Here is a 20,893-nt window from a genome sequence, read left to right on the forward strand (position 1 = left end):
CGATCAAAACTAACGAAGAAGAATCAGGCAGCCTGGTTGCGCTTGCCCTGGGACTTGCGCACCTGGGTGCGGCAGGCGTCGCCGAAGGCTTCGAAGATCTTGATCGAGTCAGGGTTCTTCGCGGCTTGCCATTCCGGGTGCCACTGCACGGCGAACAGGAACGGCGAGAGGCTCGGGGCGTGGATCGCTTCGACCAGGCCGTCTTCGGCGTGGGCGATCGGCTCGATGCCTTTGCCCAGCTTGTTCAGGCCTTGGCCATGCAGGGAGTTGACGCGGATCTCGTCGGTGCCGAGCTTCTCGCGCAGCCAGCTGCCTGGTTGGACCTTGACGCTGTGCACGGCCTGGTACTGGACCTCGACCGGATCTTCCGGGTTCTCCCGGTGATCGTTGAAGCCTGGCTCGGCATAGACCTTCTGGTAGATGTCACCGCCCAGGGCCACGTTGATTTCCTGCATCCCACGGCAGATACCGAAGATCGGCAGGCCACGGGCGATGGCCATTTTCACCAGAGGGATGTCGAACAGGTCGCGATCTTTGTCCTGGGCCTTGCCCGGGGTCTGGTTTTCCTGGCCATAGAGGGCTGGGTCGATGTTGCTGCCCGCGCCGGTCAGGTAGACACCGTCGGCCATGTCCAGGTAGGTCTCGAGGTCTTCGACGCCACAGCAGGTGGGCACGAGGACCGGGACGCAACCGGCGAATTCGACCAGCGGAGTGATGTATTTGTGGGTCATGACCTGATAGTCATGGCCTTTGCGCTCTTGGCTGCCCATGGTCATCAGGACGACGGGTTTGCGCAGGGAGGGTTGCTTGTTGCCAATGTTGCTGTTGGACATATGTCACCTTGGGACAGGTTCATCCTGTCGTTGTTGTGCAGGCGCACGGGCTCGGCCTTGAGTACGTCCTGAAACCCCGAGCACTGCCGGCTCGCCTGGCAGGCGATTCCGGTCGGGGCTTGTTCATAGCTTGCCAGAGCCGTTCGATATGTCAAACGAGTGGCGAGGGGTGAAGGCGCCGTTTTTCGGGGGGTTGAGGGCTTGGAGCCCTGCGGTGACAAGGGTTTGGCGGGGGGTTAGGTCAATAATATTTAACGATGCAGTTGGGTCTTTGCATGGGTGCAATGAGTGCCGGCGGGTACAGGGGGTTGGTGGTTTGCAATACCCACACGAGGGGGCCTTCCCGTTCCCATCTCACTAAAAACCAGCCAGCTCCATCCGGGCGCCAAAAACGCGGTGGGAGCAGGTTTACCCACGAATACGACGGTGCATTCACTATCGCATTGGCGGGTGAACCCGCTCCCACAGGGGCGGTGCTTATCCAGAAAGGGAGCGCTGATGCGCGCTAGTGCAGGATTTGTTTGAGGAACGCTTGTGCCCGTTGGGTTTTCGGGTGATTGAAGAACACCTCCGGAGGGCTGTCCTCGATGATCTGTCCGCCCTCCAGGAACAGCACGCGTTCGGCCACCTGGCGGGCGAAGCCCATTTCATGAGTGACGCAGAGCATGGTCATGCCGGTGCCGGCCAGTTGCACCAGCACATCCAGCACTTCGGCGACCATCTCCGGGTCCAGCGCCGAGGTGGGTTCGTCGAACAGCATGATGCGCGGCTTCATGCACAGCGCCCGTGCGATGGCCACCCGCTGCTGCTGGCCGCCGGACAGCTGGCTGGGGTACTTATGCGCCTGGCTCTCGATGCCGACCTTGCTCAGGTACATGCGCGCCCGTTCCTCGGCGTCCTTTCGCGACAGGCCGCGCACGCTGGTGGGGGCTAGCAGGCAGTTGTCCAGCACGCTCATGTGCGGGAACAGATTGAAGTGCTGGAACACCATGCCGATCTCGCTGCGCACCTGGGCGGCCTGGCGGCTGGTGGCGGCCAGGTCCGTGCCGGCTACGTGGATGCTGCCCTGTTCGGCGATCTCCAGACGGTTGATGCAGCGAATCAACGTCGACTTGCCCGAGCCTGAGGGGCCGCAGAGTACGATGCGCTCGCCTTCGCAGACCTGCAGGTCGATGTCGTGCAGCACATGGAAGGCGCCGTAGTGCTTGTTCAGGCCCTCGATGCGGATCAGCACCGGGCGCGGGTCGGGTTCGGGGGTGACGCTGGCAAGGCTCAGAGAGGCGGCGGTCATCTTGTTGTTCTCCCGCGTGGATGTTTAGTCGAAGCGTGCGGCGCTGTAGGGCGACGGGTCGGTGAACGGCGCCTGGCCTGTGACCAGTTCGGCCAGCAGGCGGCCAGTGACCGGGCCCAGGGTCAGGCCGTGGTGGGCATGGCCGAAGTTGAACCACAGGTTCTTGTGCCGTGGCGCCGGGCCAATCACCGGACGCATGTCCGGCAGGCAGGGGCGTCGGCCGAGCCACGGACGGTCGTCCAGGCGCTCGCCCAGGGCCGGGAACAGCTTGCGGGCCAGGGCTTCGCAGCGCCCCAGCTGGATCTCGTTGCCGGGGGCATCGTGGGCGGCGAACTCGATCCCGGTGGTCAGGCGTACGCCACGCGCCATCGGAGCCAGAACGTAGCCACCTTGGGTGTCGCAGACCGCGTGGGCCAGTTCGGCGCCGTCCCGGGTGCTGTAGTGCATGTGATAACCGCGCTTGATCGCCAGCGGGAAGCGATAGCCCAGGGGCTCGAACAGGTCGGCCGACTGCGGACCCAGGCAGGCCACCACCTCGTCGGCAATGACCGGGCCGCGGCGGCTGTTCACCTGCCACTGGGTGCCGACCTGACGCAGGCTGCGGGCATCGCCATGGATGAACTGCCCGCCGCGCTGGATGAACAGGGCGGCATAGCCGCGCGTCAGGCCGCCGGGGTTGTTGACGGTCTTCGGGTCCAGCCAGTGAATGCCGCCGATCACATCACCCTCGAGCTGTTGCTCCCGGGCTTGCAGTTGGTCGCGTTCGAGAATCTCGTACTTCAGGTTGTAGCGGGCAAGGCCGTGCAGGTCGGCCTTGGCCTGGGCGAACAGGGCAGGGTCGCGGTAGACCTCGATCCAGCCCTTGGCCTGCACCAGTGCGCCAAGGCCTGCGGCGTCGATCAGGGCGTCGTGCTCTTCGACGCAGCGTTGCACCAGCGGCAGCATGTCGGCGGCGGCACTGGCCAGGCGGCCCGGCGCGGACTGCTGCCAATAGCGCAGCAGCCAGGGGGCGGCCTTGGGCAGGTGCAGGAAGCTGTAGCGCACGTCGGGTTGGCGGTTAAGTCCGTAGCGCAGCAAGGCGCTCAGGTTGCGTGGAAACGCGTAGGGGATGACGCTGGAGCGCTCGATCAACCCGGCGTTGCCATGGCTGGTGCCGCTGCCCGGCTCGTCGCGGTCGATCAGGATGACCTGGCGGCCTCGTGCCTGAAGGTGCAGGGCGGTACTGACGCCGACGATACCGGCGCCCAGAACGATGGTTTGGCAATGCATGGAGCGTATCCTTCGGTCAGTTCAGGTGGCGGCCCAGGCGGGCTTCCAGGTGTTTCAGGGCGCGGCGGACGATCTCCACGATCACCAGGTAGAGCACTGCAGCCCACAGGTAGATCTGGAAGTCGAAGCTGCGCGAGAACGCCAGCTTGGTCACGCCCATCAAGTCGTAGATGGTCACCAGCGAGGCGATGGCGCTGGCCTTGATCATCAGGATCAGTTCGTTGCCCAACGGGCCGATGGCCACCAGTAGCGATTGCGGCAGGATGACCTTGAAGAAGGTGGTCGAGCGCTTGAGGCTCAAGGCCCGCGCCGCTTCGTATTGGCCGGGGGCCACGGCCATCAGGCTGCCGCGGAAGATCTCCGCCTGATAGGCGGCGGTGTTCAAGGTGAAGGCCAGCAGCGTGCAGTACCAGGCTTCGCGGAAGAACCACCACAGGCCCATGTCCTGCCAGAAGCCCTTGAGCGAGCCCAGGCCGTAGTACAGCAAGAACAGCTGCGCGAGCAGGGGCGAGCCGCGGAAGAAGTACACGTAGCCCGCCGACAGGCGCTGCAGCACGCGGCTTTGGGACATGCGCGCCAGGGCCAGCAGCAGCCCGAGCACCGCGCCCAGGCTGAAGGAGATCGCCACCAGCTTGGCGGTCACCAGCAGGCCGTCGATGAAGCGCGCGCCGTAGCGTTCGAGCAGGTCGGGGTCGAGCACCATGGCCAGCAGTTGTTCGAAGCTCATGCCCGGGCTCCTTGCAGGTGACGGTTGCAGCGTCGTTCGATGAAGGCAAAGACCCGCCCCGACAGTGCCGAGAACAGCAGGTAGCCCAAGCAGGCGACGCCATAGATGAACATCGGTTCCTTGGTGACGCTGACCGCCAGGTTGGTCTGGCGCATCAGGTCGACCAGCGAGATGGTCGACACCAGCGAGGTATCCTTGAGCAGAGACAGCCAGTTGTTCGACAGCCCAGGCAGGGCGATGCGGGTCAGTTGTGGCAGCACCACCTTGAAGAATCCGGTGCGTTTGCTCAGGCCCAGGGCCGAGCAGGCCTCCAGCTGGCCTTTGGGCAGCGTCTTGAAGGCGGCCAGCCAGATTTCGCTGGAAAACGCGGCGAACACCAGGCTGAAGGCGATCATCGCGGCGAGGAAGGTGTTGATCAGCACTTCGCCTTCATAGCCCATCGCCGCCAGCAGCTTCTGTGCGGCGATCTGGCAGCCGTAATAGATGATCAGCAGTGTCAACAGCTCCGGCAGGCCGCGAAACACCGTGGAGAAACTGGTGGCCCAGGCGCGTGCGGCGCGCTTGCGCGAGCGCGCGGCGAGGGCCACGAGCAGGCCCAGAGGCAGACCGATGGGCAGGCAGGCCAGGGCCAGCGACAGGGTCACCAGGGCGCCGGCGAGCAGCGCCTGGCCCCAGCCACCGCTGGCGAACGACAGCAAAGACAGTTGATCGAGCATGGAGGAGACTCCTCAGCGACATCGATATCGAAAGGCAACAGCGATCCTGTGGGAGCGGGCTTGCCCGCGAATACGTCGGTGAGTCCACTGCCGTATCCGCAGGTAAACCCGCTCCCGCAGGCGTCAGGTCAGTTGTAGATGTCGAAGGCGAAGTACTTGCTGGCGATCTTTTGGTAGGTGCCGTTGGCGACGATCTCGGCCAGCGCCTTGTTCAGACGCTCGCGCAGGGCGTCGTCGTCCTTGCGCACGGCGATGGCAGCGTCGGCCTTGGTGCCGTTGACGTCGCCCAGGACCTTGCAGCAGTCCTGGCCGTTCTTGTTCATCCACTCGTGCAGCGGGAACTTGTCGGCGATTACCCCGTCCAGGCGGCCGGCGGCCAAGTCGGCGTTGGCTTCGTCCATGGTCGGGTAGAGCTTCACGTCGGCGCCGGCCTTGGCGTAGACGTCTTCGGCGTAGATGGCCTGGGTGGAGGACGACTGGGCCCCGACGGTGTAGCCCTTGAAGTCGGCCTGGGCATCCTTGATCGGGCTGTCCTTGGCCACTGCGACGGTCAACGGGGTGCGGTAGTAGTGGTTGGTGAAGGCGATCTTCTTGCGTCGCTCCTCGGTGTCGATCATCGAGGCGACCACAGCGTCGTATTTGCGGGCCATCAGGGCCGGGATGATGCCTTCCCAGTCTTGAGCCACCAGGGTGCAATCGACTTTCATCTGCGCGCACAGGGCGTTGGTGATGTCGATGTCGAAGCCATGCAGCTTGTTATCGGCATCGACATAGTTGAAGGGCGGATAGGCGCCCTCGGTCGCAAAGCGCAGGGTCTCGGCGCTGGCTGCGCCAGTCAGTAACAGGGCGCACACACCCACCACGGACAGGGTCTTTTTCATCTAACACCTCTGGACTTTCACTCTTGCTATTGTTGTTTTCCCGTTGGCCACGAGGTGTAGCCGACGAATGCGTTATGTAGAGCGGCAGTTGCTTCCAAGCGTCTTTCAACATCAGGTCCCAGCTTCCTGCAGACCTCGTTGACCATCAGGTGTACCCACGACAGCATTGCCGAGGTGGACTCCCAGAAGAGGTTGAATTCGGTGGGAATGCGGAACACCTCGTCGGCGTTGGCATCGGCCCAGTCACAGAAGGTGTCGGTCACCAGGGTGACCGGAATGCCCGCTTCGCGTGCTTTGCTGCACAGCAGCAGGGCATGGCGGGAGTAACGGCGCGCCTCGAACACCACCAGGGCACTGTCCTGGGCAGGGCCCAGCAGCACGTCGCCGAAATGCCCGGCGCTGCCATCGACCAGCTGCACGCCATCACGCAGGTATTGCAGCAAATGGCTCATGCACATGGCCACGCCGCGCTCGGTCTGGAAACCTGCGATAAACACGCGGCGCTTGCTCGCCAAGCGCTGGGCGACCTGTTGCCAGGCCTGGCTGCGGCGGTACTCATGCACGCGCACCAATGCAGCGATTTCAAGATCAAGACTGCCGGAGCTCTCGCTGTCGTCCTCGCCTTGGCGATACTCTTGCAGGCGATCTCCCACCAGCCAAGGGCCGTCACCCAGGTCGTTCTGCAGGTCTTGCTTGAGCGCCTTGAGGTGGGCATAACCCAGGGAGCGACAGAAACGCCCGACACTGGATTCGCTGACGCCGAGCTTGGTCGCGATGCTGGCCGACGTCTGGAACGGCAACTCGTGCAGGTTGGCGAGCATGTAGCTGGCGATCTTGCGGCCCGAGGCTGCGGCGCTTTGCAGGCTGCTCTCGAGGCGTTGCTTGATCGGTTGGCTCATGGTCGACTCCGGGATGGGGTGAGGCTTGCGATAGAAAATGGATGTTTTCTGTCATCAAGTCAACAATTGACAGATAGCTGTCATTCGCGGGATAAGTTTTGCCATTGCTTGCGCTGTAGCCATTCCACGTCCAAGAAGTACAAGAACAGGAGCTCCAGATGTCCGCACCTTCCGTAAGCCCCGTCGTGCGCGTGCCTTTCGCCGATCTGCAGGCGTTGTTGCAACGCATCCTGCAGCGTCATGGTTGTGCCGAGCCGGTCGCCGCGGCGCTGGCCTACAACTGCGCCAGCGCCCAGCGCGATGGCGCCCACAGCCACGGGGTGTTTCGTATTCCCGGTTATGTCTCGACCTTGGCCAGTGGCTGGGTCAACGGGCGCGCCGAGCCGCAGGTGAGCGATGTGGCCCCTGGCTATGTGCGGGTCGACGCCGGTGGCGGTTTCGCCCAGCCGGCCCTGGCCGCAGCGCGGCCTTTGCTGGTGGAAAAGGCGCGCAAGGCCGGCATCGCGGTACTGGCGATCCACAATTCGCATCACTTCGCAGCGCTCTGGCCGGACGTGGAACCGTTCGCCGACGAGGGGCTGGTGGCCTTGAGCGTGGTCAACAGCATGACCTGCGTGGTGCCCCATGGCGCACGCAAGCCTCTGTTTGGCACCAACCCGATCGCCTTTGCCGCGCCTTGCGCCGGGCACGATCCGATCGTCTTCGACATGGCCACCAGCGCCATGGCCCATGGCGATGTACAGATCGCAGCGCGGGCCGGCGAGCAACTGCCGCCGGGCATGGGTGTGGATGCCCAGGGCCAGCCGACCTGCGACCCCAAGGCGATTCTCGAAGGAGGTGCGCTGCTACCGTTTGGCGGGCACAAGGGCTCGGCGCTGTCGATGATGGTCGAGTTGCTGGCTGCGGCCTTGACCGGTGGGCATTTCTCCTGGGAGTTCGACTGGTCCGGGCATCCGGGGGCGAAGACGCCTTGGACCGGGCAACTGATCATTGTCATCGACCCGACCAAGGCCGAAGGGCAACGCTTTGCCCAGCGCAGCCGAGCGCTGGTCGATCACATGCAGGAAGCGGGGCTGACCCGCATGCCAGGGGAGCGGCGCTACCGTGAGCGCGAGGTGGCGCAGCGTGAAGGGGTGGCGCTGACCGAGCAGGAGCTGCAGGGGCTCAAGGCTTTGGCGGACTGAGCGCGCCCGGGCCTGCCTTCGCGGATACAACCGCTGCTTTCACATGGCTTGCGCAGGCCCCTGTGGGAGCGGGTTTACCTGCGAAACGGGCAGCGCTGATGCCGGGTCAAAGGTGCGGGCCAGGGCTCCGTGCAAGGCTGCATTGAACACCTTGCACATCAGTGATGTTCCTCCAGCCTCACTGAGGGTATTCTCGGGGCAGCATTTCCCGAACTGTCCTGATCCAAGGAGCTGTGCGCTGTGTTCAAACATGTCGATGCCTATGCCGGCGACCCGATTCTCTCGCTGATGGAGACCTTCAAGGCCGACCCCCGTGCTGACAAGGTCAACCTGAGTATCGGCCTGTACTACGATGAAGCCGGCGTGGTGCCGCAACTGGCGGCAGTGGGCGAGGTGGAAAAACGCCTGGCCGACCAGCCCCACGAAGCCTCGCTGTACCTGCCGATGGAAGGCTTGGCCAGCTATCGCCAGGCGATTCAGGCGCTGCTGTTCGGTGCCGATCATCCGGCCGTGACCGGCGGACGCGTGGCCACCGTACAGACCGTCGGCGGCTCCGGCGCCCTGAAGGTCGGCGCCGACTTCCTCAAGCGCTACTTCCCGCAGTCCGAGGTCTGGGTGAGCAACCCGACCTGGGACAACCACCGCGCGATCTTCGAAGGCGCGGGCTTCAAGGTCCACACGTACCCGTACTTCGACCCGACCACCCGTGGCGTGGACTTCGCCGGCATGCTGGCGTGCCTGCAAGGCCTGGCGCCCAACAGCATCGTCCTGCTGCACCCGTGCTGCCACAACCCCACCGGCGTCGACCTGGACCAGAACCAGTGGCAGCAAGTGGTGGAAGTGGTCAAGGCGCGTCAGCTGATTCCGTTCCTCGACATCGCCTACCAGGGCTTCGGCGAAGGCTTGGTGGAAGATGCCTACGCGATCCGCGAAATGGCCCGTGCCGGCGTGCCGTGCCTGGTCAGCAACTCGTTCTCCAAGATCTTCTCGCTGTACGGCGAGCGGGTAGGGGGCCTGTCGGTGGTCTGCGATGACGAAGCCACCACCGCAAGCGTGCTGGGCCAGCTCAAGGCCACCGTGCGCCGTAACTACTCCAGCCCGCCCTGCCATGGCGCGCAGCTGGTGGCCGGCGTGCTGGGCGATGCCGAGCTCAACGCCCAATGGGTGGCTGAGGTCGAGGTGATGCGCAAGCGTATCCTCGACATGCGCCAGGGTCTGGTCGACCTGCTGGGCGAATTGCTGCCGGGCCAGGACTTCCAGTTCTTCCTGCGCCAGCGCGGCATGTTCAGCTACACCGGTTTCAGCGTCGCCCAGGTGCGTCGCCTGCGTGACGAGTTCGGCGTCTACCTGATCGACAGTGGTCGGGTGTGCATGTCCGGCCTGCGTCCGGCCAACCTGCGCCGTGTGGCCGAAGCGTTTGCGGCTGTGCATTCGGCGTAACCGCTCGGGGCCGCAGCGCGGCCCTTTCTCATCACAAGGCCGCTTCCATCGATCCTGATGCGCTTCGGTGCGTGCATGAGTCGTGGGAGCGGCTTTTTTTTGCCGTAGAAAGGGTCGTACGGTCGTTCCATTTTTCCAGGTGCAACTCGTTTGGTTTGATGGGTGCAGCCCGCTTACAGAAAATTCTGACGCATTAGGTGCAACCGTCTGTAGGGCGGGGCTATGCAAGTGCAACCCAATCAGCGCACAATCGCGCCCCTCTTTTCGGTTGAGGTGTGCGAAGCCTTCTGTTTCGCCGCTCTCAGCCTGTTGCAGTCTTGCGAGTGGAGTTGCACCCGGAATGAATGAGCAGGCCCCAAGCGTTGAACAACGCTTCGAAGAATCGACCCCAGCCACCCTCGGCAGTTGGTCGCGACAAGACACCACCTGGATGCTGGGCCTGTTCGGCACGGCAATCGGCGCCGGAACCTTGTTCCTGCCGATCAATGCCGGCCTTGGCGGCTTCTGGCCGCTGCTAATCCTGGCCGTCCTGGCCTTCCCGATGACCTATTACGCTCACCGCGGGCTGACCCGATTCGTTCTTTCCGGGCGCAGCGGCGGCGACATCACCGAGGTGGTCGAAGAGCACTTCGGCATCAAGGCCGGCGCGCTGATCACTGTTCTGTACTTCTTCGCCATCTTCCCGATCCTGCTCATCTACAGCGTCGCCCTGACCAACACCGTCAGCAGCTTCATGGAGCACCAGCTGCACATGACTCCGCCACCACGGGCGCTGCTATCGTTCTTGCTGATCTTCGGCTTGCTGCTGATCGTGCGCTGCGGCGAACAGGCGACGGTCAAGGTCATGAGCCTGCTGGTCTACCCGTTCATCGTCGCCCTGGCGCTGCTGGCCCTGTACCTGGTACCGCACTGGAATGGCGGCATCCTCGACAGCGCAGGCCAACTGCCGTCGGGTTCGGCCTTCCTGCATACGATGTGGCTGGCGATCCCGGTGATGGTGTTCTCTTTCAACCACTCGCCGATCATTTCAGCCTTTGCGGTCGACCAGAAACGCCGCTACGGCGAGCACGCCGACGAGCGCAGCGGGCAAATCCTGGCGCGCGCCCACCTGCTGATGGTGGCGATGGTGCTGTTCTTCGTCTTCAGCTGCGTGCTGACCCTCAGCAGTGCCCAGCTCGCCGAGGCCAAGGCGCAGAACCTGTCGATCCTGTCGTACCTGGCCAACCATTTCAGTAACCCGGCCATCGCCTTCGCCGCGCCGTTGATCGCTTTCATCGCCGTCGCCAAATCCTTCCTGGGCCACTACATCGGCGCCAGCGAGGGCCTCAAGGGCATCATCGGCAAGGCTGGCCTGCGCCCAGGTGCCAAGGCCATGGACCGTGTGGTCGCTGCGCTGATGCTGGTGGTGTGCTGGGTCGTCGCGACCCTCAACCCAAGCATCCTGGGCATGATCGAGTCCCTTGGCGGCCCGATCATCGCCGCGCTGCTGTTCCTGATGCCGATGTACGCCATCCGCCGTGTACCGGCGATGCGCAAGTACAGTGGGGCGATGTCCAACGTCTTCGTCGTGGTGCTGGGCCTGGTGGCCATGTCCTCGGTGGTCTATTCGGTGGTCGATAGCCTGCTGGGCTGATCCGCCGACGTTGTATAAAGAGAAAGGCCCGGATGGTTTGTCGCCATTCGGGCCTTTTTATTGTCCACAAAAAAATCCTGGATTTAGAACAATTTAACTTTTCCGATAGGCACTCGCGCGCCTTCATGCTTAACTCAGTGTCCTTTTCAAAACCCCGCATAAGGATCTCGTCATGGCTCAAGTGACTCTCAAAGGCAACCCGGTACAGGTCAAAGGCAATCTGCCGCAGGTCGGCGCCCAGGCACCGGCGTTTTCCCTGGTCGGTGAAGGCCTGGCCGACACCTCGCTGCAGAACTTCGCTGGCAAGCGCAAGGTGCTGAACATCTTCCCGAGCGTCGACACCCCGACCTGCGCCACCTCCGTGCGCAAGTTCAATGCCCAGGCCAACGACGTGGCCAACACCGTGGTGCTGTGCATTTCGGCCGACCTGCCGTTCGCCCAGGCGCGTTTCTGCGGTGCCGAAGGCCTGGAGAACGTGAAGAACCTGTCGACCCTGCGTGGTCGTGAGTTCCTCGAAAACTACGGCGTGGCCATCGCCGACGGCCCGCTGGCCGGCCTGGCTGCCCGTGCAGTGGTGGTGCTGGATGAAAACGACAAGGTCCTGCACAGCGAGCTGGTTGGCGAAATCGCTGACGAGCCGAACTACGACGCGGCGCTGGCCGTGCTGAAGTAAAAAAGGCCGGGGGCTGTGTGCCCCAGCGGTCACACGTTGTAACGGCCTGGAGCGATCTCCAGGCCGTTTTCATTTAAAGTTCAGCATCTTGGCAACGTAAGCCGAAGGTAAATGCCTGGTAAAGGTCCTTTGCTAATACGGTGTCAGTGCTTATCGTTCATCCTCCCCAGTCGTCATTTCCTGAACAAGGTTCGTTCAACCCATGCAATCTTCCGTTTCTCGTTCCCCGCGTCGCTGGCTCGTCGGCCTGCTGATCCTGCTGCTGGTGGCCCTCCTGGCCTGGTGGCTGTGGCCTGCAGCTACGCCTGATACGGCGAAGCCGGGCGGACGGCCCGGCAAAGGCATGGGCATGGGAATGGGGCGACCGGGCTTCGGTGGTTCCACCGATCCGGTACCGGTGCGCGTGGAGCCCGTGCATGTCGGCGATTTCCCGCTGTACTACAAGGCTTTGGGCACTGTGACGGCAACCAATACCGTCAACGTCCGCAGCCGGGTGGCCGGTGAGCTGGTCAAGATTCACTTCAAGGAAGGCCAGCAGGTCAAGGCCGGCGATCTGCTCGCTGAAATCGACCCGCGTCCTTACCGCATCGCCCTGCAGCAGGCAGAAGGCACACTGGCGCAGAACCAGGCCCAGCTGAAGAACGCCCAGGTCGATCTGGCGCGTTATAAAGGCCTGTATGCCGAAGACAGCATCGCAAAGCAGACCTTGGACACTGCCCAGGCCCAGGTCGCGCAGTTCCAGGGTTTGGTCAAGACCAACCAGGCGCAGGTCAACGATGCTCGCTTAAACTTGGACTTCACCCAGATCCGCGCACCCATCAGTGGCCGGGTAGGCCTGCGCCAGCTGGACTTGGGTAACCTGGTGGCCGCCAACGACACCACCGCCCTGGTGGTGATCACCCAGACCGAGCCGATCAGCGTGGCCTTTACCTTGCCCGAGACCGAGCTTTCCACCGTGCTCGAGCGCTACCGCAGCGGCGCGACCCTGCCAGTCGAGGCCTGGGACCGCAGCGACAGCAAGCTGCAGTCCACCGGTGTGCTGGGCAGTCTGGACAACCAGATCGACACCACCACTGGCACCCTGAAGTTCAAGGCCCGCTTCGATAACAAAGACCAGGCCCTGTTCCCCAATCAGTTCGTCAACGTGCGCCTGTTGGCCGATACCCTCAAACAGGTGCTGCTGGCCCCATCCGCAGCCATCCAGTTTGGCAATGACGGCACCTTCGCGTATGTGGTCAACGCCCAGAGCACGGTCAATATCCGCAAGTTCAAGGTCGGCCCCAGCGACGGTGAGCAGAGCGTAGTGCTCGAAGGCCTGGCCGCCGGTGATCGCCTGGTGCTCGAGGGCACCGACCGTCTGCGCGAAGGCAGCAAGGTGGAGGTCGTCCAAGACAGCTCTCAGGTGCCGACCACTCCCGGGCAGCATCTGCAAGGCCAGGACGCCAAGGGCTCGGCCCAGGCTGGTGAGTCGGGCAAGGCGGGCGCATGAACCTCTCGCGCCTGTTCATCCTCCGCCCGGTCGCCACCACGCTGAGCATGCTGGCCATCGTCCTGGCCGGCCTGATCGCCTACAAGCTGTTGCCGGTCTCGGCCTTGCCCCAGGTCAATTACCCGACCATCCGGGTCATGACCCTGTATCCCGGCGCCAGCCCCCAGGTCATGACCAGCGCAGTCACGGCCCCCCTGGAGCGTCAGTTCGGTCAGATGCCAGGCCTGACGCAAATGGCCTCCACCAGCTCCGGCGGGGCCTCGGTGCTGACCCTGCGCTTCAACCTCGACATGAACATGGATGTCGCCGAGCAACAGGTCCAGGCGGCGATCAACGCGGCCAACAACCTGTTGCCCAGCGATCTGCCGGCGCCACCGGTTTACAACAAGGTCAACCCGGCCGATACCCCGGTGCTGACCCTGGCCATTTCCTCCAAGACCATGCCACTGCCCAAGCTCAACGACCTGGTCGATACCCGGGTGGCGCAGAAGATCGCCCAGATCAGCGGGGTGGGCATGGTCAGCATCGCCGGCGGTCAGCGTCAGGCGGTGCGTATCAAGGTCAATGTCGACGCCTTGGCGGCCAACGGCCTGAACCTGGACGACGTGCGCACCCTGATCGGCGCCTCCAACGTCAACCAGCCCAAGGGCAACTTCGACGGCCCGACGCGGGTGTCGATGCTCGACGCCAACGACCAACTGCGCTCACCCGAGGAGTACGCCAACCTCATCCTGGCCTACAACAACGGCGCGCCCTTGCGCCTGAAAGATGTCGCCGAGATCGTTGACGGCGCCGAGAACGAGCGCCTCGCAGCCTGGGCCAACGAAAACCAGGCGGTGCTGCTGAACATCCAGCGTCAGCCGGGTGCCAACGTCATCGAAGTGGTCGACCTGATCAAGGAAATGCTGCCCTCGATTACCGACAACCTGCCGGCCGGCCTGGATGTCACCGTTCTCACCGACCGTACCCAGACCATTCGTGCCGCCGTCAAGGACGTGCAGCACGAACTGTTGATTGCCATTGCACTCGTGGTGATGGTCACGTTCGTGTTCCTGCGCCGTTTCAGCGCCACCCTTATCCCATCGATTGCCGTGCCGCTGTCGTTGATCGGCACCTTCGGCGTGATGTACCTGGCCGGTTTTTCAGTCAACAACCTCACGTTGATGGCCCTGACCATTGCCACGGGTTTCGTGGTGGACGATGCGATCGTGATGCTGGAGAACATCTCCCGGCATATCGAAGAGGGCGAGACGCCGATGCAGGCGGCGCTCAAAGGCGCCCGTCAGATCGGTTTCACCTTGGTCTCGCTGACGTTCTCGCTAATCGCGGTGCTGATCCCGTTACTGTTCATGGCTGACGTGGTCGGCCGGCTGTTCCGCGAGTTCGCCATCACCTTGGCGGTGGCGATCCTGATTTCCCTGGTGGTGTCCCTGACCCTGACCCCGATGATGTGCGCTCGGCTGCTCAAGCGTGAGCCCAAGGATGAAGAGCAGGGGCGCTTCTACCGTGCCAGTGGCGCCTGGATCGACTGGCTGATCGAACGCTATGGCCGAGGCCTGCAATGGGTGCTCAGGCACCAGCCGCTGACCTTGCTAGTGGCGGTGGCAAGCCTGGTGCTGACGGTGTTGCTGTATGTCATCGTGCCCAAGGGGTTCTTCCCAGCGCAGGATACCGGCGTGATCCAGGGGATCTCCGAAGCGCCGCAGTCCACCTCGTTCGCCGCCATGAGCGAGCGCCAACAGGCGCTGAGCCAGGTGATCCTCAAGGACCCGGCGGTCCAGAGCCTCTCGTCCTACATCGGCGTGGATGGGGACAACGCCACGCTCAACAGCGGTCGCTTGCTGATCAACCTCAAGCCACACGGCGAGCGGGATGTCACTGCCAGCGAAGTCATCGACCGCCTGCAGCCGCAGGTCGACAAGCTGGTGGGGATCCGCCTGTTCATGCAGCCCGTGCAGGACCTGAGTATCGAAGACCGGGTCAGCCGTACGCAATACCAGTTCAGCCTCTCATCGCCCGACGCCGACCTGCTCGCCGAGTGGAGTGGCAAGTTGGTCCAGGCCCTGCAGCAGCGGCCGGAGCTACAGGATGTGGCCAGCGACTTGCAGGACAAGGGTCTGCAGGTGTACCTGGTGATCGATCGCGACATGGCCAGCCGCCTGGGCATCAGCGTGTCGCAGATCACCAACGCCCTGTACGACGCTTTCGGTCAGCGGCAGATTTCCACCATCTATACCCAGGCCAGTCAGTACCGCGTCGTGCTGCAGTCGCAGACCGCCTCGACCATTGGCCCGCAGGCACTGGAGTCGATCCACGTCAAGGCCACCGATGGCGGCCAGGTACGTCTGTCGGCCCTGGCAAGGATCGAGCAGCGTCAGGCGCAGCTGGCGATTTCCCATATCGGTCAGTTCCCGGCCGTGATGATGTCGTTCAACCTGGCCCATGGCGCGTCCCTGGGCGAAGCGGTCAAGGTCATCGAGCAGGTACAGCAGGAAATCGGCATGCCCCTGGGCGTACAGACTCGCTTCCAGGGTGCCGCCGAAGCTTTCCAGGCGTCGTTGTCGAGCACATTGCTGCTGATTCTTGCAGCGGTGGTCACCATGTATATCGTGTTGGGCGTGCTCTATGAGAGTTACATCCACCCGGTGACGATTCTCTCGACCCTGCCGTCGGCGGCGGTCGGTGCCTTGCTGGCCTTGATCCTGAGCGGCAACGACCTGGGGATGATCGCCATCATCGGCATCATCCTGCTGATCGGTATCGTCAAGAAGAACGCCATCATGATGATCGACTTCGCCCTGGAGGCCGAGCGTAACCAGGGCATGGCCCCGCGCGATGCCATCTACCAGGCGGCGCTGTTGCGTTTCCGGCCGATCCTCATGACCACCCTGGCAGCGCTGTTCGGTGCCGTGCCCTTGATGCTCGCCACCGGTTCCGGCGCCGAGCTGCGCCAGCCCCTGGGCCTGGTGATGGTGGGGGGGCTGCTGGTCAGCCAGGTGCTGACGCTGTTCACCACGCCGGTCATCTACCTGTATTTCGACCGTCTGGCCCGCCGCTTTGGCAAGCAGGGTTTGACGCAGGAGGCAGTATGATCGGCGTTTGGCCAGGCGACGCTCTTTCTCCTAGCGTGCAGCTTGTGGCTTGGAGCTTCCAATGAACCTGTCCGGCCCGTTCATTCGCCGGCCTGTGGCGACCATGCTGCTGAGCCTGGCGATCATGCTCTTGGGGGGCGTGAGCTTCGGCCTGCTGCCGGTGTCTCCATTGCCGCAGATGGACTTTCCCGTGATCGTGGTGCAGGCCAACTTGCCGGGGGCCAGCCCCGAGGTGATGGCGGCCACCGTGGCCACGCCGCTGGAGCGCAAGCTTGGCAGCATCGCCGGGGTCACTACGCTGACCAGCAGCTCCAACCAGGGCTCGACCCGGGTGATCATCGGTTTTGACATGGGACGCGACATCGACGGTGCGGCGCGCGAGGTGCAGGCTGCGATCAACGCCACCCGCAACCTGCTGCCCAGCGGTATGCGCAGCATGCCCACCTACAAGAAGATCAACCCCTCCCAGGCACCGATCATGGTGCTGTCGCTGACCTCCGAGGTCCTGTCCAAAGGCCAGCTCTACGACATGGCCGACACCATCCTGGCCCAGAGCCTGGCCCAGGTGAGCGGGGTAGGGGAAGTGCAGATCGGCGGCAGCTCGCTGCCGGCGGTGCGCATCTCGGTGGAACCCCAGTTGCTCAACCAGTACGGCTTGTCCCTCGATGAAGTGCGCACCGCGGTGGCCAATGCCAACCAGCGCCGGCCCATGGGCTTCGTCGAAGATGCCGAGCGCAACTGGCAGGTGCGTGCCAACGACCAGCTGGAAACAGCCAAGGACTACGAGCCGCTGGTGATCCGTCAGCAAGACGGCGCGATCCTGCGCTTGTCCGATGTGGCGAGCATCACCGACGGCGTCGAGAACCGCTACAACAGTGGCTTCTTCAATGATCAGGCCGCGGTGCTGCTGGTGGTCAACCGCCAGACCGGCGCCAACATCATCCAGACCGTCGACGAGATCAAGGCGCAGTTGCCAGCCTTGCAGTCGCTGCTGCCGGCAAGCGTCAAACTCAACGTAGCCATGGACCGCTCGCCGGTGATCAAGGCCACCTTGAAGGAAGCCGAGCACACCCTGCTGATCGCGGTGGTGCTGGTGATCCTGGTGGTGTATCTGTTCCTAGGCAATGTCCGTGCGTCGCTGATTCCCAGTCTGGCCGTGCCGGTCTCGCTGGTGGGCACCTTCGCGATCATGTACCTGTGCGGGTTCTCTTTGAACAACCTGTCGTTGATGGCGTTGATCCTTGCCACGGGGTTGGTGGTGGACGATGCCATCGTGGTGCTGGAGAACATCTCCCGCCATATCGAGGATGGCCAGCCGCCCATGCGCGCGGCCTACCTCGGCGCCAAGGAGGTGGGCTTCACCCTGCTGTCGATGAACGTCTCGCTGGTGGCGGTGTTCGTTTCCATCCTGTTCATGGGCGGCATCGTACGGGGGCTGTTCCAGGAGTTTTCCATCACCCTGGCCGCGGCGATCCTGGTGTCGCTGCTGGTGTCGCTGACCCTCACCCCCATGCTTTGCTCGCGCTGGCTCAAACCCCACGCCCAGGAACAGAACCGCCTGCAGCGCTGGAGTGACCAAGTGCACCGGCGCATGGTGGCGGCCTACGACCACAGCCTGGGTTGGGCGCTGCGTCACAAGCGGCTCACGCTGATCAGCCTGCTGGTGACCATCGGTGTCAACATCGCCCTGTACGTGGTGGTGCCCAAGACGCTCATGCCCCAGCAGGACACCGGGCAGTTGCAGGGCTTCATCCGTGGCGACGATGGCCTGTCGTTCAGCGTGATGCAGCCGAAGATGGAAATCTACCGCCGCGCCTTGCTGGCCGACCCGGCGGTAGAGAGCGTGGCAGGCTTCATTGGCGGCAACAGTGGTACCAACAATGCCTTCGTGCTGGTGCGCCTCAAGCCTATCGGCGAGCGCAAGCTGTCGGCCCAGCAGGTGATCGAACGCCTGCGCAAGGAAATGCCCAAGGTGCCCGGTGGCCGGTTGTTCCTGATGGCCGACCAGGATTTGCAGCTGGGCGGAGGCGGGCGTGACCAATCCACCTCGCAGTACCTCTATACCCTGCAAAGTGGCGACTTGAGCGCCTTGCGCGAGTGGTTTCCGAAGGTGGTCGCAGCCCTGCGCGCCTTGCCCGAGCTGACGGCCATCGATGCCCGTGACGGCGCCGGTACCCAGCAGGTGACGTTGGTGGTGGACCGCGACCAGGCCAAGCGCTTGGGGATCGACATGGAGATGGTCACCACGGTGCTGAACAACGCCTACAGCCAGCGGCAGATCTCGACCATCTACGACAGCCTCAACCAGTACCAAGTGGTGCTGGAGATCAACCCAAAGTACGCCTGGGACCCGAGCACCCTGGAACAGGTCCAGGTGATCACCGCCGACGGTGCGCGTGTGCCGTTGTCGAGTTTCGCCCGATACGAGAACAGTCTGGCCAATGACCGTGTCAGCCACGAAGGGCAGTTCGCCTCCGAGGCCATCGCCTTCGACGTCGCCGAAGGCTACAGCCCCGACCAGGCCATGGCCGCGGTGGAGCGCACGGTGGCCAAGCTCGGCCTGCCGGAGGAAGTGATCGCCAAGCTTGGCGGTACCGCCGATGCCTTCGCCAAGACCACCCAGGGCCAGCCGCTGATGATCCTCGGCGCCCTGGTGCTGGTGTATCTGGTGCTGGGTATCCTCTATGAAAGCTACATCCATCCGCTGACCATTCTTTCCACCTTGCCTTCGGCCGGGGTGGGCGCCTTGCTGGCGCTGTACGCCACCGGGGGCGAGTTCAGCCTGATCTCGCTGTTGGGCTTGTTCCTGCTGATCGGGGTGGTGAAGAAGAACGCTATCCTGATGATCGACCTGGCCCTGCAACTGGAGCGCAACGATGGCCTGAGCCCGGAGGAGTCCATCCGCCGTGCGTGCCTGCTGCGCCTGCGCCCGATCCTGATGACCACGCTGGCCGCCATCCTTGGCGCGCTGCCGCTGCTGCTCAGCCGTGCCGAGGGCGCCGAGATGCGTCAGCCCCTGGGCCTGACGATCATCGGTGGCCTGGTGTTCAGCCAGGTTCTGACCCTCTACACCACGCCTGTGGTCTACCTGTACCTCGACCGCCTGCGCCATCGGTTCAACCGCTGGCGTGGCGTGCGCACCGACGCCGCACTGGATACCCCGCTATGAACTTTGCCCAGACCCCACTTCACCACGCCCTGAAGCTGCTGACCCGTGGGCGCGGCTCGCGCCTGGTCGGCGCCGGGCTTTGCGTGGCGCTGCTCAGCGCCTGTACCCTGAGCCCGGACTATCACCGCCCGGAAACCGCCACGTCAGCGCAGTTCAAGCAGGCCGAGGGCTGGACCCAGGCCAACCCCTCCGATGCGATTGCCCGCGGCGCCTGGTGGGAGATTTACGGCGATGCAGAGCTCAATGCCCTGGTCGAGGAACTCAACCGCAACAACCAGACCGTTGCCCAATACGAGGCCCAGTACCGTCAGGCCCAGGCCTTGGTGCGTAGCAGCCGGGGCGCGTTGTTCCCAAGCCTGGACCTTTCCGTGGGCAAGACCCGCTCGGCCCAAGGCACAGGTAGCAGCAGTTCGAGCCTGTCGAACAACAGCAGCGGCATCCGCAACACCTATAACGCCCAGCTTGGCGTGAGCTGGGAGATCGACCTCTGGGGCAAGTTGCGCGAGACGCTCAATGCCAATGAGGCCAGTGCCCAGGCCAGTCTCGCGGACCTGGCGGCGATCCGCCTTAGCCTGCAGTCGGAGCTGGTGCAGAACTACCTGCAACTGCGTGTGATCGATGAGCAGAAGCGCTTGCTGGAGGCCACCGTGGCCGCCTATGCACGTTCGCTGCGAATGAACGAAAACCAGTACCGCGCAGGGGTTGCCGGGCCCGATGCCGTGGCGCAGGCGCGCACCCAGCTCAAGAGTACCGAGGCTGACCTGATCGATCTGGCCTGGCAGCGCGCGCAGTACGAAAATGCCATCGCTGTGCTGCTGGGCAAGGCGCCGGCGGACTTCGCCCTGGCCGACAGCAAACGCATCCCGGCCTTGCCGCAGATCCCTGTGTCGCTGCCTTCGCAACTGCTCGAGCGCCGCCCCGACATCGCCTCGGCCGAGCGCAACGTGATGGCCGCCAACGCCAACATCGGCGTGGCGCGCTCGGCGTACTTCCCGGATTTGAGCCTGAGCATGAGCGGTGGGTACTCCAGCAGCAGCTTCAGTAACTGGATCGAGCTGCCCAACCGCTACTGGTCGGTGGGGCCTTCGCTGGCCATGACCCTGTTCGACGCCGGTCGGCGCAGTGCCGAGGTGGATCGCACCGTGGCGGTATACGACCAGACCGTGGCCCAGTACCGGCAAACCGTGCTCGATGGCTTCAAAGAGGTCGAGAACTATCTGGTTCAGCTCAAGGTGTATGGGGACGAAGCCGTGGTACGCCAGGAAGCGCTGGATGCTGCCCGTGAATCGCTGCGCCTGACCGAAAACCAGTACCGTGCCGGACTGATCGGCTACCTGGATGTCGTCAACGTCCAAACCACCGCGCTCAGCAACGAACGCAGTGTGTTGACCTTGCTTCAGGGCAGGCTGGTCGCCAGCGTGCAGTTGATTGCCGCGTTGGGCGGTGGCTGGGATGCCCAGCAGGCGTTTGCCGAGGCGGATTAGGTTCGCTAGCGGTCGGTAAAGCTGCGCAGGCTGGCAGGTGCAGCGCAAGCATCTTTTCCTGCCGAGCGCCACCTAGTGTTTCGGGCAGTTCTGCCCCGTTGGGCCGATGGATA

At 63.7% G+C, this 20,893-nt stretch carries 15 protein-coding genes; 8 read left to right on the forward strand and 7 right to left on the reverse strand.

The window, feature by feature from the left end:
• Positions 1–23 precede the first annotated feature (23 nt).
• From HMPREF3173_RS02235 to HMPREF3173_RS02265, 7 genes are all read right to left on the reverse strand, one after another.
• Positions 24–833: a gamma-glutamyl-gamma-aminobutyrate hydrolase family protein gene (locus tag HMPREF3173_RS02235; protein ID WP_070571363.1), complete on the reverse strand. Its 810-nt coding sequence runs from the start codon at positions 831–833 to the stop codon at positions 24–26.
• A gap of 505 nt (positions 834–1,338) precedes the next feature.
• Positions 1,339–2,124 (reverse strand): amino acid ABC transporter ATP-binding protein, encoded by a 786-nt coding sequence (locus HMPREF3173_RS02240; RefSeq protein ID WP_070571364.1) that lies wholly within the window; start codon positions 2,122–2,124, stop codon positions 1,339–1,341.
• A 24-nt stretch (positions 2,125–2,148) separates the two neighbouring features.
• Complete coding sequence (locus HMPREF3173_RS02245) at positions 2,149–3,393, reverse strand: NAD(P)/FAD-dependent oxidoreductase (RefSeq protein ID WP_070571365.1); 1,245 nt, start codon at positions 3,391–3,393, stop codon at positions 2,149–2,151.
• Positions 3,394–3,409: 16 nt separating this feature from the next.
• Positions 3,410–4,120: an ABC transporter permease gene (locus HMPREF3173_RS02250; RefSeq protein WP_070571366.1), complete on the reverse strand. Its 711-nt coding sequence runs from the start codon at positions 4,118–4,120 to the stop codon at positions 3,410–3,412.
• The gene (locus HMPREF3173_RS02255) at positions 4,117–4,836 is read right to left on the reverse strand and encodes an ABC transporter permease (RefSeq protein ID WP_070571367.1); all 720 of its coding nucleotides are present in this window, start codon (positions 4,834–4,836) and stop codon (positions 4,117–4,119) included. Before HMPREF3173_RS02255 ends, HMPREF3173_RS02250 begins: the two co-directional genes overlap by 4 nt.
• A gap of 128 nt (positions 4,837–4,964) precedes the next feature.
• Positions 4,965–5,717, reverse strand: a complete 753-nt coding sequence (locus HMPREF3173_RS02260) for a transporter substrate-binding domain-containing protein (RefSeq protein ID WP_070571368.1) — start codon at positions 5,715–5,717, stop codon at positions 4,965–4,967.
• A gap of 26 nt (positions 5,718–5,743) precedes the next feature.
• Positions 5,744–6,616, reverse strand: a complete 873-nt coding sequence (locus tag HMPREF3173_RS02265) for a MurR/RpiR family transcriptional regulator (RefSeq protein ID WP_043214236.1) — start codon at positions 6,614–6,616, stop codon at positions 5,744–5,746.
• A 158-nt stretch (positions 6,617–6,774) separates the two neighbouring features.
• On the opposite strand from HMPREF3173_RS02265, the gene HMPREF3173_RS02270 reads away from it, so the two are divergent.
• From HMPREF3173_RS02270 to HMPREF3173_RS02305, 8 genes are all read left to right on the forward strand, one after another.
• Positions 6,775–7,800: an Ldh family oxidoreductase gene (locus HMPREF3173_RS02270; RefSeq protein ID WP_070571369.1), complete on the forward strand. Its 1,026-nt coding sequence runs from the start codon at positions 6,775–6,777 to the stop codon at positions 7,798–7,800.
• 240 nt (positions 7,801–8,040) lie between these two features.
• Entirely contained in the window at positions 8,041–9,240 is a 1,200-nt protein-coding gene (locus tag HMPREF3173_RS02275) for an amino acid aminotransferase (RefSeq protein ID WP_070571370.1), read from the forward strand.
• 340 nt (positions 9,241–9,580) lie between these two features.
• The gene (locus tag HMPREF3173_RS02280) at positions 9,581–10,873 is read left to right on the forward strand and encodes a serine/threonine transporter (RefSeq protein ID WP_070571371.1); all 1,293 of its coding nucleotides are present in this window, start codon (positions 9,581–9,583) and stop codon (positions 10,871–10,873) included.
• Positions 10,874–11,045: 172 nt separating this feature from the next.
• Positions 11,046–11,546: a thiol peroxidase gene (gene tpx, locus HMPREF3173_RS02285; protein WP_043214248.1), complete on the forward strand. Its 501-nt coding sequence runs from the start codon at positions 11,046–11,048 to the stop codon at positions 11,544–11,546.
• 202 nt (positions 11,547–11,748) lie between these two features.
• Positions 11,749–13,035 (forward strand): MdtA/MuxA family multidrug efflux RND transporter periplasmic adaptor subunit, encoded by a 1,287-nt coding sequence (locus HMPREF3173_RS02290; RefSeq protein ID WP_070571372.1) that lies wholly within the window; start codon positions 11,749–11,751, stop codon positions 13,033–13,035.
• Positions 13,032–16,127, forward strand: a complete 3,096-nt coding sequence (locus HMPREF3173_RS02295) for an MdtB/MuxB family multidrug efflux RND transporter permease subunit (RefSeq protein WP_070571373.1) — start codon at positions 13,032–13,034, stop codon at positions 16,125–16,127. The genes HMPREF3173_RS02290 and HMPREF3173_RS02295 overlap by 4 nt, the downstream gene beginning before the upstream one ends.
• 61 nt (positions 16,128–16,188) lie before the next feature.
• A complete protein-coding gene (locus tag HMPREF3173_RS02300; protein WP_070571374.1) occupies positions 16,189–19,296 on the forward strand; it encodes an efflux RND transporter permease subunit in 3,108 nt (1,035 codons plus the stop codon).
• Positions 19,293–20,780 (forward strand): efflux transporter outer membrane subunit, encoded by a 1,488-nt coding sequence (locus HMPREF3173_RS02305; protein ID WP_070571375.1) that lies wholly within the window; start codon positions 19,293–19,295, stop codon positions 20,778–20,780. The genes HMPREF3173_RS02300 and HMPREF3173_RS02305 overlap by 4 nt, the downstream gene beginning before the upstream one ends.
• Positions 20,781–20,893: the final 113 nt, after the last annotated feature.

It is taken from the genome of Pseudomonas sp. HMSC08G10, assembly GCF_001808425.1.
Classification (GTDB): domain Bacteria; phylum Pseudomonadota; class Gammaproteobacteria; order Pseudomonadales; family Pseudomonadaceae; genus Aquipseudomonas; species Aquipseudomonas guariconensis.